Annotated in this window: 18 protein-coding genes; 11 read left to right on the forward strand and 7 right to left on the reverse strand. The window is 67.3% G+C overall.

The window, feature by feature from the left end; genetic code table 11:
* From uraH to RBB84_RS02445, 3 genes are all read right to left on the reverse strand, one after another.
* On the reverse strand, positions 1–324 hold the full coding sequence (gene uraH, locus RBB84_RS02435) for a hydroxyisourate hydrolase (RefSeq protein ID WP_006550603.1): 324 nt from the start codon (positions 322–324) through the stop codon (positions 1–3).
* The gene (uraD, locus tag RBB84_RS02440) at positions 321–827 is read right to left on the reverse strand and encodes a 2-oxo-4-hydroxy-4-carboxy-5-ureidoimidazoline decarboxylase (protein ID WP_006550602.1); all 507 of its coding nucleotides are present in this window, start codon (positions 825–827) and stop codon (positions 321–323) included. The genes uraH and uraD overlap by 4 nt, the downstream gene beginning before the upstream one ends.
* Positions 828–1509: 682 nt before the next feature.
* Entirely contained in the window at positions 1510–2400 is an 891-nt protein-coding gene (locus tag RBB84_RS02445; protein WP_064255876.1) for a sigma-70 family RNA polymerase sigma factor, read from the reverse strand.
* Between the two features lie 75 nt (positions 2401–2475).
* Between RBB84_RS02445 and RBB84_RS02450 the strand changes: the two genes are divergently transcribed.
* Complete coding sequence (locus RBB84_RS02450) at positions 2476–2937, forward strand: carboxymuconolactone decarboxylase family protein (RefSeq protein WP_024103409.1); 462 nt, start codon at positions 2476–2478, stop codon at positions 2935–2937.
* Positions 2938–3004: 67 nt separating this feature from the next.
* On the opposite strand, the gene RBB84_RS02455 is transcribed toward RBB84_RS02450, so the two are convergent.
* Positions 3005–4702 carry a fumarate hydratase gene (locus tag RBB84_RS02455; protein WP_019288028.1) on the reverse strand — a complete coding sequence of 566 codons (1698 nt, stop codon included), beginning with the start codon at positions 4700–4702 and terminating at the stop codon, positions 3005–3007.
* A gap of 281 nt (positions 4703–4983) precedes the next feature.
* Between RBB84_RS02455 and RBB84_RS02460 the strand changes: the two genes are divergently transcribed.
* On the forward strand, positions 4984–5733 hold the full coding sequence (locus tag RBB84_RS02460) for a CPBP family intramembrane glutamic endopeptidase (RefSeq protein WP_228045102.1): 750 nt from the start codon (positions 4984–4986) through the stop codon (positions 5731–5733).
* On the forward strand, positions 5733–6257 hold the full coding sequence (locus RBB84_RS02465) for a 2'-5' RNA ligase family protein (RefSeq protein ID WP_024103411.1): 525 nt from the start codon (positions 5733–5735) through the stop codon (positions 6255–6257). The genes RBB84_RS02460 and RBB84_RS02465 overlap by 1 nt, the downstream gene beginning before the upstream one ends.
* A 7-nt stretch (positions 6258–6264) precedes the next feature.
* On the opposite strand, the gene RBB84_RS02470 is transcribed toward RBB84_RS02465, so the two are convergent.
* From RBB84_RS02470 to RBB84_RS02480, 3 genes are all read right to left on the reverse strand, one after another.
* Positions 6265–6480, reverse strand: coding sequence for a hypothetical protein (locus tag RBB84_RS02470; protein ID WP_026061451.1), 216 nt, complete (start codon positions 6478–6480; stop codon positions 6265–6267).
* 85 nt (positions 6481–6565) lie between these two features.
* Positions 6566–7345: a helix-turn-helix domain-containing protein gene (locus RBB84_RS02475; RefSeq protein ID WP_006550596.1), complete on the reverse strand. Its 780-nt coding sequence runs from the start codon at positions 7343–7345 to the stop codon at positions 6566–6568.
* A gap of 75 nt (positions 7346–7420) precedes the next feature.
* Complete coding sequence (locus tag RBB84_RS02480; RefSeq protein ID WP_064255875.1) at positions 7421–8557, reverse strand: tyrosine-type recombinase/integrase; 1137 nt, start codon at positions 8555–8557, stop codon at positions 7421–7423.
* A gap of 203 nt (positions 8558–8760) precedes the next feature.
* Here RBB84_RS02480 and RBB84_RS02485 point away from each other — a divergent pair, with 203 nt between their 5' ends.
* The 8 genes from RBB84_RS02485 (at position 8761) to RBB84_RS02520 (ending at position 13084) form a co-directional block, all read left to right on the forward strand.
* On the forward strand, positions 8761–8988 hold the full coding sequence (locus RBB84_RS02485) for a helix-turn-helix domain-containing protein (protein WP_064255874.1): 228 nt from the start codon (positions 8761–8763) through the stop codon (positions 8986–8988).
* Between the two features lie 8 nt (positions 8989–8996).
* On the forward strand, positions 8997–9413 hold the full coding sequence (locus RBB84_RS02490; protein WP_064255873.1) for a hypothetical protein: 417 nt from the start codon (positions 8997–8999) through the stop codon (positions 9411–9413).
* Between the two features lie 8 nt (positions 9414–9421).
* Positions 9422–9589: a hypothetical protein gene (locus RBB84_RS02495; RefSeq protein WP_156666067.1), complete on the forward strand. Its 168-nt coding sequence runs from the start codon at positions 9422–9424 to the stop codon at positions 9587–9589.
* 326 nt (positions 9590–9915) lie between these two features.
* A complete protein-coding gene (locus RBB84_RS02500; RefSeq protein ID WP_156666066.1) occupies positions 9916–10071 on the forward strand; it encodes a hypothetical protein in 156 nt (51 codons plus the stop codon).
* Positions 10068–10298: a hypothetical protein gene (locus RBB84_RS02505; RefSeq protein WP_156666065.1), complete on the forward strand. Its 231-nt coding sequence runs from the start codon at positions 10068–10070 to the stop codon at positions 10296–10298. The genes RBB84_RS02500 and RBB84_RS02505 overlap by 4 nt, the downstream gene beginning before the upstream one ends.
* Positions 10295–10570 (forward strand): hypothetical protein, encoded by a 276-nt coding sequence (locus RBB84_RS02510; RefSeq protein ID WP_064255871.1) that lies wholly within the window; start codon positions 10295–10297, stop codon positions 10568–10570. Before RBB84_RS02505 ends, RBB84_RS02510 begins: the two co-directional genes overlap by 4 nt.
* Before the next feature lie 190 nt (positions 10571–10760).
* Positions 10761–11510: a bifunctional DNA primase/polymerase gene (locus RBB84_RS02515; RefSeq protein WP_197481808.1), complete on the forward strand. Its 750-nt coding sequence runs from the start codon at positions 10761–10763 to the stop codon at positions 11508–11510.
* Positions 11507–13084 (forward strand): hypothetical protein, encoded by a 1578-nt coding sequence (locus RBB84_RS02520; protein ID WP_064255869.1) that lies wholly within the window; start codon positions 11507–11509, stop codon positions 13082–13084. Before RBB84_RS02515 ends, RBB84_RS02520 begins: the two co-directional genes overlap by 4 nt.
* Positions 13085–13515: the final 431 nt, after the last annotated feature.

The following is a 13515-nucleotide window of genomic DNA, read 5'->3' on the forward strand; positions in this document are numbered from 1 at the left end:
TCAGCTCCCGCGGTAGGTGGAATACGAATAGGGCGACAGGAGGAGCGGCACGTGGAAGTGGCTGCTGCCCTCCGGGATACGGAAGGTGACGGTCACCTCCGGATAGAAGGACGCGACTCCGCGGCGCGAGAACCAGTCACCGGTGGCGAAGGTCAGGTGGTAGGTGCCCTCGGGCAATGGATCGGTGAAACCGGTGAGACGACCGTCGTCGTCGGTGACACCGGCGCCCAACGAGGTTCCGTGCGTATCGGTGAGGGCGACGCGCAACCCCACCGCGGGGGCACCGGCCGTCGCGTCGAGCACGTGGGTACTCAGGGTGTTCATGCGCGGCTCCCTGCGGTCTCGATGACGATCCGCTCGAGGCGGAGTCGGGTGATCTCGGCGAGCGCCGCACGCATCTCGGCCTTCTCGCTCTCCGGGTCGTTGTCGAGGCGACGCTCGAGGATCTCCAGCAGTTCCGGCGCCGTGCGGCCGGCGGCGCGGACGAGGTAGACGTGCCCGAACCGTTCCTCGTATTCACGGTTGCCGGCGGCGAGCCGGTCGAGGATGTCGGCGTCGGCCGTGGCGACGGCGGACTGCTCGCGACGGGAAGCAGCGTGTTCGCTGCGTTCGCCGATGCGCGGGTGGCCGGCGAGGGCGTCGGTGAGGTCGTCACCGTCGAGGTTCTCGGCCGCGGCAGCGGCGGCGGTGAGCAGCACGGTGCGCGAACCGAACGGGCGCGCTGCGACGACGGAGTGTGCCCATGTCCGGCTCGAACAGCAGTCGAGCAACAGAGCGACGGCCTCGTCCTCGGGCATCGCATCGAACCGGGCCGTTGTGAGCTGCACGGACCCTCCTTTCGTCGGTGCATTCGATACTGTCCGGTGGGCGTGCGGCGGGGGAGGTGCAAGCGCTACAGAGTTCGGTTCGCCGCGGGTGCGCCGGTTGGATGATCGGCCAACGAGGTGGTTGCGTCTTGAACGTTTTTCTGGAATAGTTCCAGTTATTGGATTTATTCCAGAAGAAGTGGGCGACCCGGGTGGGGTCGCAGGGTTGAAGGAGTGATCACATGTTCACCGCCGACCGTCCTCGAGCAGTGACGCTTCCGCCGGTCGTGCTCGGCGGACTGCGACCTCTCTACCGGCAGATGGTCCGCAACAACGTTCCGGCCGCATCGTTCGAGCACACCGCCGGACGGGCCGTCTTCGACGTCTGCCTGATCGCGGGGGAGCACGGCCCGCAGCTGCAGGTCCGCGCCCGCGACTTCGGGATCGACTTCACGCTCGCGATGACCACGCATTTCCGTATCGCGCCCGTGATGAGCGACGACCAGTACCGCGCACTGTGCCTCGGTGCTCGCACCCGGCGCCGAACCGGCACCAGGCATCGTCCTCGACTTCCTGCAGCAGGTGGTCGTGCAGTCGCCCGCGGTGCTCGCGCGGACGCATACCTGCGCTGCCTGACGAGCACACGACCGTTCGAGCCCGGTGGGATCACTCCCGCCGGGCTCGACCCGTATCGGAGCAGGTGTCAGAGCAGAGCCGTGTCGAACGTGGTGATCGCCTCGGGATCCGCGATCACCTCCAGCGCCACGATGCGACCGTCCTCGACGGTGAAGCGGAACACCGACCGCACGATCCCGCCCGGCGCCCACGCCGCCCCGGGCACACCGTCGATCGTCGCGGGCACCGCGCCGCGTGCGCGGCCGTGGAAGGCGTGTGCCACCGCGTCGGCGCCGCGCAGTTCCGGCTCGAGTGCGGGGCCACCGTGCAGCCTGCCCGTCTCGGAATTCGCTGTCGCCACAGTGTCGGCGCGGAGCACCACGTCGGGATCGAGCACCGCGAGCAGATCCTCGAAGCGGCCCTCGCGGGCCGCGACGAGGAAGGCGTCGACCACCCGACGCGGATCCCCGGCCCCCGCTGACGTCGTACGTGCACCGCGCACCCGTCTCCGCGCACGACTGGCGAGCTGACGCGTCGCGGCTGCGGATCGGCCCACGACGGGCGCGATCTCGTCGAACGGCATGCCGAACATGTCGTGCAGCACGAAGGCGAGACGTTCGGCGGGACCGAGCGCGTCGAGGACCACCATCATCGCGATACCGATCGAATCTGCAAGCACTGCTTCGTCTTCAGGTGCCTCGGAGCTGTCGCTCCGTCGAGGCGGTTCGACGGGTTCGCCGACGACGACCTCGTGACGCGCCGAACGTGCGCGCAGCATGTCGAGGCACACGCGGCTCATCACGGTGGTGAGCCAGCCGCCGAGATTGTCCACGGACTCGGTGTCGGCGCGGGCGACCTTGAACCACGTCTCCTGCACCGCATCGTCCGCCTCCGCAGCCGACCCCAGCATCCGGAAACCGACCGCGCGCAAGCGCTCGCGGTGCGCGTCGAACTCCCTCGCCAGAAATTCCTCGTCCATGGTCGTCACATTCTTCCGTCGGGATCCGTCAAGGAAGTGACGGATTCCGAAGAACCGATGTGACAGGAGCAGGCGATGGAAGCACGAATGAACAATCCCGTGATGGTGCTGCCCGGCACCCTCGACGCGTTGCAGGCCGCGGGCCGGACCTACGAGAACACCGGGCTCCCGGCCCTCACGGTCCACCTGGTGCACCTGCGGGCCAGCCAGATCAACGGGTGCAGCTTCTGCGTGGAGATGCACACGCGCGAAGCGCTGGATGACGGGGAGAGCGTCGAACGGCTCACGGCGGTCGCGGCCTGGCGCGAATCGCGACGATTCACGGAGGCCGAGCGCGCCGCACTCGCGCTCACCGAGGCCGTCACGCGGATCGCCGACCGGCCGGAGGCCGTCTCCGACGAGGTGTGGGACGCCGCGGCCGACATCTACGACGAGAAGCAGCTGGCCGCGCTGGTCATGCAGATCGCGACGATCAACATGTGGAACCGGGTCAACGCCACGATCCGGCAACCGGCCGGAGCAGCACCCCGGAGCTGACATCACGAACGGCCCGGCTGGAACCCTGCCGGGCCGTTCGGAGTAGTGCGTCTACAGCGAGCCGGGTCTACAGACCGGGGCGCTTGCCGACCGTGAGCGTGACCTCGCCGGTGTGCGCGAAGAAGTCGTTGCCCTTGTCGTCGACGACGATGAATGCGGGGAAGTCCTCGACCTCGATCTTCCAGACCGCTTCCATGCCGAGCTCTTCGTACTCGACGACCTCGACGTTCTTGATGCAGTCGAGCGCCAGACGCGCGGCCGGACCGCCGATCGAACCGAGGTAGAAGCCGCCGTACGTGTGGCATGCGTCGGTGACCTGCTTGGAGCGGTTGCCCTTCGCGAGCATCACCATCGAGCCACCGGCGGCCTGGAACTGGTCGACGTAGGAGTCCATACGACCGGCCGTCGTCGGGCCGAACGAACCCGACGCCAGACCCTCGGGGGTCTTCGCCGGACCGGCGTAGTAGACCGGGTGATCCTTCAGGTACTGCGGCATCTCCTCACCACGGTCGAGGCGCTCCTTGATCTTCGCGTGCGCGATGTCGCGCGCGACGACCAGCGGACCGGTGAGCGACAGGCGCGTCTTGACCGGGTGCTTGGACAGCTCGGCGAGGATCTCCGGCATCGGCCGGGTGAGGTCGATCTTGACCGCGGCACCCTTGCCGGTGCCCGAGACGCCCGACGTCTCGGAGTCGAGCTGGCTGTCGGTGACCTCGGGCAGGAACTGACCGGGGTTGAACTCGAGCTGCTCGAGGAAGACACCCTCGGGCGTGATCTTGGCCTTGGCCTGGCGGTCGGCCGAGCAGGAGACGGCGATCGCGACGGGCAGCGACGCGCCGTGGCGCGGCAAGCGGACGACGCGGACGTCGTGGCAGAAGTACTTGCCACCGAACTGCGCGCCGATGCCGATCTTCTGGGTGAGCTCGAAGACCTTCTTCTCGAGTTCGAGATCGCGGAAGCCGCGGCCGGTGATGGCACCCTCGGTGGGCAGCTCGTCGAGGTAGTGCGCCGAGGCGTACTTGGCCGTCTTGAGCGCGAACTCGGCGGAGGTGCCGCCGACAACGATCGCGAGGTGGTAGGGCGGGCACGCCGCGGTGCCGAGCGACCGGATCTTGGCCTCGAGGAACTGCATCATCGAGTCCGGGTTCAGGATGGCCTTCGTCTCCTGGTACAGGTACGACTTGTTGGCCGATCCGCCGCCCTTGGCCATGAACAGGAACTTGTAGGCGTTCTCGTGGCCCTTCGCGGTGTCCGCGTACAGCTCGATCTGCGCCGGCAGGTTGTTGCCCGTGTTCTTCTCGTCCCACATCGTCAGCGGGGCGTTCTGCGAGTACCGCAGGTTCAACTTCGTGTACGCGTCGTACACGCCGCGCGCGATGGACTCCTCGTCGTCACCCGGGGTGAGCACCTGCTGGCCGCGCTTGCCCATGACGATGGCGGTGCCGGTGTCCTGGCACATGGGCAGCACGCCGCCGGCGGCAATGTTCGCGTTCTTCAGGAGGTCGAGCGCAACGAACTTGTCGTTGTTCGACGCCTCAGGGTCCTCGAGGATGCTCGCCAGCTGCTTCAGGTGATCCGTGCGCAGGTAATGGGAGATGTCGTGCAGCGCGGTCTCGGTGAGCAGGCGCAGGGCCTCGGGCTCCACCTTCAGGAAGGTGCGGCCGTCGGGTCCTTCGACGGTGGACACCCCCTCGGTGGTCAGCAACCGATACTCGGTGGGGTCTTCCCCGATCGGCAGCAGGTCCTCGTAGAGGAAGTCGGCCATTGTTTCTCCTGGAAGAGGGCTGGTGATCGCCGTACACGTTAGCGGCGCCGGCGCAAGGCCTTGACAACGGGGCATGTGACGGACTCGACCTGCAAACTCGATGTGACCTGCGTCTCGCGAATTTCGGCGGCGTGTTTATGTCGCCGACGACCGGAAATCCCGCAAGGGAGTCGAGGCCGGAGTGTTCGCCGTCACGGCGGCCGGCAGGCCCCGATCCGTACACTTGACCGGATGTTCGAGAGTTTCCGGAGGGATCGCACGTGACCGTAGAAATCGAACGGTTGCCCTCGCCCGAGACCGGACGCCTGCCATCGCTGGCCTGGCTTTCCCGTTTCCACGCCTGGATCGATCTCGCCGTCGTGATCGCGGTGCTCGTCACCACCAACCTGATCGCCCACTTCACCACGGCGTGGGCGTCGATCGCGACCGTGCCGATCGCAGCATGCGTGCTGGTCGCGATGATGCGTCGACGCGGCATGCGCTGGTCGGAACTCGGCCTCTCACCCCGGCACTGGAAGAAGGGGACGCTCTACTCGGTAGCAGCCGTGGCCCTCGTCCTGGCGGTGGTGGCGATCGGCATCGCCCTGCCGTTCACCAGGCAGTTCTTCCTCTCCGAGCGCTACGCCACGATCTCCGGTGCCCTCGTCGCCTCGATGATCATCATCCCGCTCCAGACCGTCATCCCCGAGGAACTCGCCTTCCGCGGGGTGCTCCACGGAACCCTCGAGCGAGTGTGGGGCGCACGCGGGGTCTTCGCCGCGGGATCCCTGCTGTTCGGGCTGTGGCACGTCGCCTCGTCGTTCGGTCTCACGGCGGGTAACGCCGGCCTCAGCGCCTTCCTCGGTGCCGGGCTGCTCGCGCAGATCGCCGGCATCGTCGGCGCGGTGATCGCGACCGCCGCCGCGGGCTTCGTCTTCACGTGGCTGCGTCGTCGCAGCGGCAGCATCCTCGCGCCCATCGCCCTGCACTGGTCGCTCAACGGCGCCGGTGCCCTCGCCGCCGCGCTCGTCTGGCACGCCACACTCAACTGATGGCGCTGGCGGTCTGTCTCCTGTTCGACACCGAGACCGACCGCGCGATCCGGCGCCTGTGGGGCCGGCTCGAGGAGAGCGGCATCCCGACCCTGCTCACCCACACGCACCGCAAGCACGTGCCGCACCTGTCGTACGCGGTACTGCGGACCTACGACCGGGGCGCCGTCGTCTCGGCCCTCGAGGACATGCCCGACGGGGGACCGGTCCCGGTCTACATCGACACGCTCGGGCTGTTCCGGCGCGGCCGGGCGTCGCTCGTGCCCGCCCCCTCGTCCGAACTCGTGCAGCGACAGGACCGCGTCGTGCGGGTCGTGGAGACGACGGGAGCGGACCTGCACCGCTACTACGTCCCGGGACGCTGGACCCCGCACTGTTCGCTGAGTCCCCGAACCCGGCGCGAGGAACTCGACCGTCTGGGCGCGGTCGTCTACGACGTGCTGCCCATCGAAGCGACACTCGATCGCGCGGTGCTGATCGACACCGCCACCGGCGAGCACACGCCGCTACGGATGATCCCGTGAGGGAAACTCACTCCTCGGGGTTCTCCACCCACGGTCCGTACGGGGGTGGGCCCTCGCTCTGGATCTGCAGGCCGAAGTGCGGACAGTGCTTCCACACGTAGCCGTGCAGGACGTGTTCTTCCGACGTCGCGGTGTTCATCAGTACGAGGTCGCCGCTGGGGCGGTGTTCGAGGGCGAAGCCGGACTCCCGCTGATCGAGAACCCACCATTTCGCAGTGCTCATGTCGGTGTCCTCCGCATGATCCGCTCGGCAGACGCGCACCTCCCACGTTAGCGCGGAAACCGTTCGTGATCGGCCGATTCGGCGATCACGATCCGTTCAGGACCCGGGCCGTCGCCTCGTCGGCGGGATAGAACGCCTCGATCGCCAGTTCCGACACCGTCACGTCGAGCGGGGTCCCGAAGAGGGTGGTCGTGCTGAAGAACGACAACTCGCCGGCCTCGGTCCGCAACCGCATCGGCACGACCAGCGAATGCGGTTCGATCTCCTCCACCGGATCGTCGCAGGGATAACCGGCGAGTTCGTCGTACAGGCGCAGCAGGACAGGGTCGGCGGTCGCACCGATCTGGTGTTGCAGCCGGGCGAGCAGATGACCGCGCCACTGCCCGAGATCGACGATGCGCGGCGCCAGTCCCCGCGGGTGCAGAGTCAGTCGCAGCACGTTGATCGGCGGTTCCAGCAGTTCCGGAGCGCACCCCTCGACGAACACCCCGACGGCGTCGTTGGAATCGACCATCGTCCAGTGCCGGTCGACGACGAGTGCGGGAAAGGGGTGGTGCGACGACAGGATTCGCGTGATCGCGTCGGAGATCGCCGCCATCGGCATATCGCCGAGGTGATGCTCGGGGTAGACAGGCGCATGTCCCGCCGCGACCAGGATGGTGTTGCGTTCGCGCAGCGGGATGTCCAGCCGGTCGCTCAGCTTCAGCACGGTCGCGCGTGACGGGCGGGACCGGCCGGTCTCGACGAAGCTGAGATGCCGCGACGAGATGCCGGCGGTATGGGCCAGGGTGAGCTGGCTCAGGCCGCGGCGCTCGCGCCATGCCCGCAGCAGGGCGCCGGCGTGGGGAGTGTCGACCGTGGTCATGCACCCGACAGTAGAGCCGGCGGGGAACGGTCACCATTACTTCCGGGGTAATAGATCTGCTTCGGTTCCCGCAGGTCATGCCACCGCGCGCACGTCCGGGAGCCGTTTTGGCCCCGTTTTGGCCCCCTCGATGGACGCGTCCAGGCGTGCGGCCAGCGCCGCTCCGGCCCCCTCGAACGCGTGGACGTAGGTGCCGAGGGTGGTCATCCCGGACCCATGGCCGAGCAGCGTCTGGACCTCGACGACCGAGGCCCCCGTCGCGATGGCGATGGAGGCGGCCGAGTGGCGTAGCAGGTGGGGGTTCACCCGCCGGGGGAACGCCGCGTCACGTTGGCAGCATCGTTCGACGGCCGCAGTGAGCCAGGAGCGGCCCCCGCCGAACGGCCGGAGAGGCCCCCCGTCGCGGGCTGGCCAGAGCAGGCCCGTCCCGCCGAGTTGTGTGGCCCGCTGCGCGAGAGCGTCCGCTACAACCTGAGGGACGACCACCACCCGCGACCGGCCCCCCTTGGTCGGCCCGACGACCATCTCGCCGCCGATGCGGGACGCGCTCCGCCGGACGTGGACCCGGGGGCCGTCGATGTCCTCGGCCTGCAGGGTTGCCAGTTCGCCCGCCCGCAGGCCCCCGAACCCGGCGAGCAACACCCACGAGCGGTAGGGGGCGGGGGCCTCGTCGGCCAGCGCAAGCACCTGGTCCACGGATAGGACCGCCTTCCTCGCGGCGGTGATCCGGGGGAGTTTCACGCCATGGGCCGGGTTGGCTCCGATCAAGCCATCCTCGACCGCACTCTCAAGCGTGGCCGACACGAGCTTCCAGACGCCCCGGGTGGTCTCCGGGCCGCGCTGCTGGGCGATCTCCGCGACGAATGCCTGCACCGCAGTCCGGCGGAGCTGGCCGACCGGGGCCGCGCCGAACGCCGAACCCTGCACCCAGTTTCTGTAGTGCGAGTCCCAGGTCTGGACCGAGGCGGGAGCGGCGACGCCGCGCTGTCGTTCGATGTGCGCGGCCACCAGCTCTGCGACCGTGACCCGCCCGGCGGACGCGGCGACGAACTTCCCCGCCCGGAGGTCGACGGCGACCTGATCGGCGAAGCGTTGGGCGTCGATCTTCCTCCGGAATCCCCGCTTACGGGTGCTTCTGCGGTCTGGTCCCCGGTAGCGGACCTCCCAGCGTTGCTCACCTTTCGATGTGACGTACTTCACTGCTGCTGCCATCGGATTTCCTCCTTGTAGCGTGACGCGGCGTGGATGCGGGTCTCGATGTATCGATTTGCCCCCGCGAGGCCGTCTCGGTGGCCGTCAGGGGCTGATTTCGGCCGTCCCTGTGTGGGTCGTCTTCTTCCGAAATACCCTCCGCGACAACATATCTCAATTCGATGCGACTGGACATTCCGTCCGATAGTCCAGGACAATTAGGCATGTCCAACGCTGATGCCCTACGCATTGACCTGATGACCCACGAGTTGCTCACTACAGAGGAGGCCGCCGCGCTGCTGCGCTCGACGCCCGGTGCGCTCGCGGCCATGCGGTACCGGGGCGGAGGGCCGCGCTGGCGCAGGCACGGCCGCCGCGTGCTGTATGCCCGCGCCGACCTCGCCGCGTACCTGTCCCAGAGCTACGTCTCGACCGCCGAATACTGCGCTTAGGAGAACCCATGAATTACACCGACATCGAAGCCCGTATCGAGGAATGGCGCGAGAGGTCCGCCCGAGAGCAGTACTGGACCGTCGAGGCCATCACCGCCATCGTTGCTGAGTGGCGCGTGCGAGAGGCCAAGGGCGAGACGGGATGGACGGCCAGAATCGGTCCGGCCGCTATCGACTTCGACCTCGAAGACGGGGGCGTCACCTGCGCCTACGTCCGGCCGGACGCGGACTCCGACGAGGCCATCGCGGGGGTCACCGAGACGGACGGGGCCGAGCCCGGGGAGGAAATCGACCGCGACGCGGTCCTGATCGCCGGGATTGAAGCCTGGCTCGCTACTCCAGGGGAGGCTGAGCTGTATCAGCTCCTGCATCAGTTCCTCCGGTCGCCCGCGTTCGCATCCACCGCCGACTACACCAACGCTTAGGAGACAGAATGAGCATCCTGCACACCGACGCATACACCGAACCCGTCGACGGCCTGCGCCTGCTAGCCCACCCGGGTCTGCTCGAATTCGACGTCCTCGGTACCGAGTTCGCTCTTGACTGCGCGGAGGTCGAGGTTCTCCGCGCTGCTCTCGCCGAGGCACTCACGCTCATGTGATTCTGCCCATACCGCCGCCCGGACTGGTGGGCCGAAACGTGACCTTCCGAATCTAGACGCCCTGATATCCCGGCCCGCCTACGCGAGTTCGTCCTCGTGGCAGGCGGGCCGGTCTCGTCTGTGTCCGACCGGGGTCGTGTGGGTGGTGGAGGCAAGGCAAAGGGGAGCTCCCGGCGGCGTGGCCCGGGACTCCTCTTGAACGGCCGGACACGAAAAGCATTACTACCCTACGTAATTGGACTTGTTGGCAAACGTATTCGCAGGGTTCGATGTCCGTGAGGCCGAGTTGTGCCCCTCTACAGAACCCGATTGAAGGAGGACCTCCGATGGAGGTTGTGACGATATCGAGAGAAGCCCTCGACCGATTGCTGGCCGACTCAAAGCTTCTCGCTCACAAGATGGAGGTCGAGCGCAGACGGAACGAGCGATACCGCCTGCGGAAGGCCGCGAAGGCCGCGCAGGCCGAGGAGGCCGGGGCATGAGCAGCCCTGGACCTTGGAAAGAAGCCCGCACCGTCCGCCGGAAGGTGGCCGGTGCGCGCGGGCGTGGTGAGAGCTCGATTGACTTCCGGATTCAGGGTCACGTTTGCGCGCTGTCCTGGGAAGACGACCAGTACGAGATCGACGTCGATGGTGTCCGAATTACCGGTTCGCTGCACAAGATCGACCGGGTCGTCCGAATCCTGGCGGTGCGGGAGGTTCCCAAGTGACCGCGACGACCCCGGTGAAGAGCAAACATTCGCCCGGCCACCTCGCCGGACGCGCAGTGAAACGGTTCGTTCGAGCGCTCAACGCGGCTGACGATGCCGACGAGTCCGGAGTCCGACTCACGCTGTACGGCATCCGGTTCGACGCGCAGTTCGCGCCGGACGGCGACCTCGATCTCTACCGGGACGGCGAACCTGTCGAGACGTTCGGGTTCGAGGAAGCGGTGGAGCACATCCGCGAGGCCGTCCGCGCGAAGATCCGCGCTTCGAACTGATCCCTTTCATGGCGAAGGCCCCCTCGTTCGCAGCGAGGGGGCCTTCGAAAATCCCGAGTCCTGGCGGTTCTCGGTGGACGGGCGTCCGCTGCCAGTTTAATGCCAGGACTCCTCACTGAGGAGTACTACATTGCTACATTGCTACCCCTTCAGAAGCCACGCGCCAGCGCTGGCCACGCAGGGCTGGGAGGTGTTCCCGACCGCGCCTCGCGGGAAGGCACCGCTGGCCGGAAGCCACGGCCATCTCGACGCCACTTCCGACCCCTCCGTGGTCGCGCGGTGGGCTCGGCAGCACCCGGACAGCAACATCGGCCTCCGGCCCTCGGAAGGTCACGTTGTGCTCGACCTCGACCACGCGGAGCAGTTCCGCGCCTGGATGGACGAGCGCGGTCTGGAGATCCCGCCGACGCGGACCGTGCGAACCGGTCGCGCCGGAGGCTTCCACTACTACGCGAAGGTTCCGGCGGCACTCTCGGGACGCCCCTTGATGGCGCGACTGCCGGGGTTGGACTGCAAGTCTTCGAAGTCCTACGTCCTTGCCCCGGGCTCGGTCGCCAAAACCGGCCGGGTGTACCGCGTGGTCCGGGATCTCCCGGTCGCGACCCTGCCGGACGCGTGGGCCGAGCACCTCGCGCGGCCTGCGCGGGTCAAACCGCATGGGGCGTTCCCGAAGGCGTCCGCGCCGGAGCTCTCCGAGATCGAGATCATCCGCGAGGGCCAGGCTCTCGTGCGGCACTTCGCGATCCGGCAGGCGGGGTCCGGCCGCAGGGCCGCCCTGCAGGGCTACCTGTTCGGCGTGCACCAGCGCCTGGGCGGACACGAACCGACCATCGAGGCCCTCATCCGTACGGCCGTCGAAGTCCACGGCAAAGACGAGAACGACATCCGCAGGCTGGCCCACTGGGTGGCCGAGCAGCACACGGCAGGAGCTATCCAGTGACCAAGAAATCCCATGCGGCGGAAGTCGAACCCGACCGCGTGACCTACACGGTCCACGAGATCGTCGACTATATCTGCAGGCGGCACCAACTCGTGTGGACGACCAACGGGGACATTTACGCCCTCGACCCGCGCAACACGAAGATCCAGTACGACCTCGACGACGATCGGTTCTACGACCACGCAGCGGCCACCCTGTTCGATGACGAACTGCGTGGAGACCGCACGATCCCGCCGACGACCTGGGCGTCCGCAGTGCGTATCGCCAAGGGCCGAGTACGCCAACGCCCGAACCAGAACCGGATTCCGGTAGCACTGCGGGCCTACCACGACCCCGCAAACCAGACCCTGATTATCGACCTGCAGAACGACGACGACGAGTTCGTCCAGATCACCCCGGGCGGGTGGGAGATCGTGGATCGGCCGGGGGGTGTGATCTTCACCCGGTCGGAGAACCAGAACCCTCCTCTTCCGCGCCCGGTGCGGACCGCGCCCGAGGACCGAGACCGGATCGTGCGGGCCTGGGCGAGGGCATTCGGGGTCGGGGTCGACGACAGTCGGTTCTTGCTGATCTCCGGCTGGTCCACCCTGGTCTTTCTGTCGGACCTCGACCGCCCCGGGCTCGGGATGTACGGCCCGTCGGGGTCCGGCAAGACGGATCGGTCGAAGTTCGTTCTGTCGTTGGTGGACCCGGTCGACGAGCTGGACGGCGTGTCCACGGCAGAGGCGGCCGAAGTGACCAGCCGCGAGTCGTACGTGGTGACTTTCGACAACCTCGGGAACTCGTTTACCGACACCTTCTCGGACTGGTTCAGCAAGCTGGTCACGGGCTACATGGCCAAGCGCCGAAAGCTCTACACCACCAACGGCGTGAGCCGTTGGAAGCTCAAGGCCCCCGCGATGTTCACCGGCCTCAACGTCCCCACGATGAAGGAGGACGCAAAGGAACGACTGGTCGCGATCGAGTGGGCGACCGCCGACGCCGACCCGGCCGGTAAGACCGCAGTTCGCCAGCGCTGGCCGGAGTCGCTCCGGTCGGAGGTCCTCGGAGTGGTCTTGGACGCGCTGGTGGTTCTGCTGGGCGAATACGACACCCCCCGCCCGGAACTGGCGGCACAACGTGACCTCGGGCGGCTCAAGGACTACGCGTCCATGCTGCACGTCCTCGATAGCCAGGGATGGCCGGGAGGGTCACGGATGACGGCCTACTTGGACGCGATGGGCACCGCACGCGTGGCGGACGCGGAGGAAAACCTGATCGTCCGGCTCGTGCGCCAGTGGTTCCGGAGCGAGGCCGGGTCGAAGACGACCGAAATCAGCCCTTCGGACCTGCTGGCGGCCCTGGCGCGACAGGCCAACCTCGGGGAGTTCCACGGCGACCACCGAGTGGTCGGGATGGGGAAGACGCTCACCCTCGACGGCGACACGGTGACGACCAAGCAGCTTGGGAACCGCCTGCGCGAGTCGGAACGCCAATTCCGGGCTGTAGGAGTGCAGGTCGAGAAGACCTCGAAGGGTGGCAGCAAGGGCGTCCGCTGGACCTTCTCCGAAGTGGAAGTACCCGAGGAGGGGTAGGTACTTCCAACACCGGAAGTGGAAGTACCCGAAGTACTTCCCGGAAGTACCTGGAAGTGGAAGTGGAAGTACCGAAGTACTTCCGTGGAAGTACCCCTCACTTCCGGGTACTTCCACCCCTTCACCGCAGGTCAGAGGGGTGCGGAAGCGGTTTGGAAGTACTAGAAGTACCCCTCTCCCTTCCTTTGGAAAAGAAAAAGAAAAAGCCATCCGGGCGCACTTCCGCCGGGTCCTGCCCCGGAGGTACTTCCGGTACTTCCACCCCCCTCCGACGCGGTCCGACCAACAGACCAGCAGGGAGCGTCTCCGGAGCCGCTCTCGTCCCGGACGCCCCCTGCTGATCCAGCCGCGAGACCAAGAGGAGGGGCGCTCCTCCCTCCCGGCCGGACCACAAACCGAGGCGCCGTACTCCTTCGACGGATTTACTTCCC

Source organism: Rhodococcus sp. D-6 (genome assembly GCF_040256695.1).
GTDB lineage: Bacteria > Actinomycetota > Actinomycetes > Mycobacteriales > Mycobacteriaceae > Rhodococcus > Rhodococcus pyridinivorans.

What these genes read in the sequence shown, in the direction of transcription:
- RBB84_RS02465 (WP_024103411.1), top strand. Translation starts at nt 5,733, where the DNA reads ATGGCGCTGGCGGTCTGTCTCCTGTTCGACACCGAGACCGACCGCGCG.
- RBB84_RS02495 (WP_156666067.1), top strand. Translation starts at nt 9,422, where the DNA reads ATGAGCATCCTGCACACCGACGCATACACCGAACCCGTCGACGGCCTG.
- RBB84_RS02485 (WP_064255874.1), top strand. Translation starts at nt 8,761, where the DNA reads ATGTCCAACGCTGATGCCCTACGCATTGACCTGATGACCCACGAGTTG.
- RBB84_RS02470 (WP_026061451.1), bottom strand. Translation starts at nt 6,480, where the DNA reads ATGAGCACTGCGAAATGGTGGGTTCTCGATCAGCGGGAGTCCGGCTTC.
- uraH (WP_006550603.1), bottom strand. Translation starts at nt 324, where the DNA reads ATGAACACCCTGAGTACCCACGTGCTCGACGCGACGGCCGGTGCCCCC.
- RBB84_RS02500 (WP_156666066.1), top strand. Translation starts at nt 9,916, where the DNA reads ATGGAGGTTGTGACGATATCGAGAGAAGCCCTCGACCGATTGCTGGCC.
- RBB84_RS02450 (WP_024103409.1), top strand. Translation starts at nt 2,476, where the DNA reads ATGGAAGCACGAATGAACAATCCCGTGATGGTGCTGCCCGGCACCCTC.
- RBB84_RS02505 (WP_156666065.1), top strand. Translation starts at nt 10,068, where the DNA reads ATGAGCAGCCCTGGACCTTGGAAAGAAGCCCGCACCGTCCGCCGGAAG.
- RBB84_RS02445 (WP_064255876.1), bottom strand. Translation starts at nt 2,400, where the DNA reads ATGGACGAGGAATTTCTGGCGAGGGAGTTCGACGCGCACCGCGAGCGC.
- RBB84_RS02455 (WP_019288028.1), bottom strand. Translation starts at nt 4,702, where the DNA reads ATGGCCGACTTCCTCTACGAGGACCTGCTGCCGATCGGGGAAGACCCC.
- RBB84_RS02475 (WP_006550596.1), bottom strand. Translation starts at nt 7,345, where the DNA reads ATGACCACGGTCGACACTCCCCACGCCGGCGCCCTGCTGCGGGCATGG.
- RBB84_RS02490 (WP_064255873.1), top strand. Translation starts at nt 8,997, where the DNA reads ATGAATTACACCGACATCGAAGCCCGTATCGAGGAATGGCGCGAGAGG.
- RBB84_RS02480 (WP_064255875.1), bottom strand. Translation starts at nt 8,557, where the DNA reads ATGGCAGCAGCAGTGAAGTACGTCACATCGAAAGGTGAGCAACGCTGG.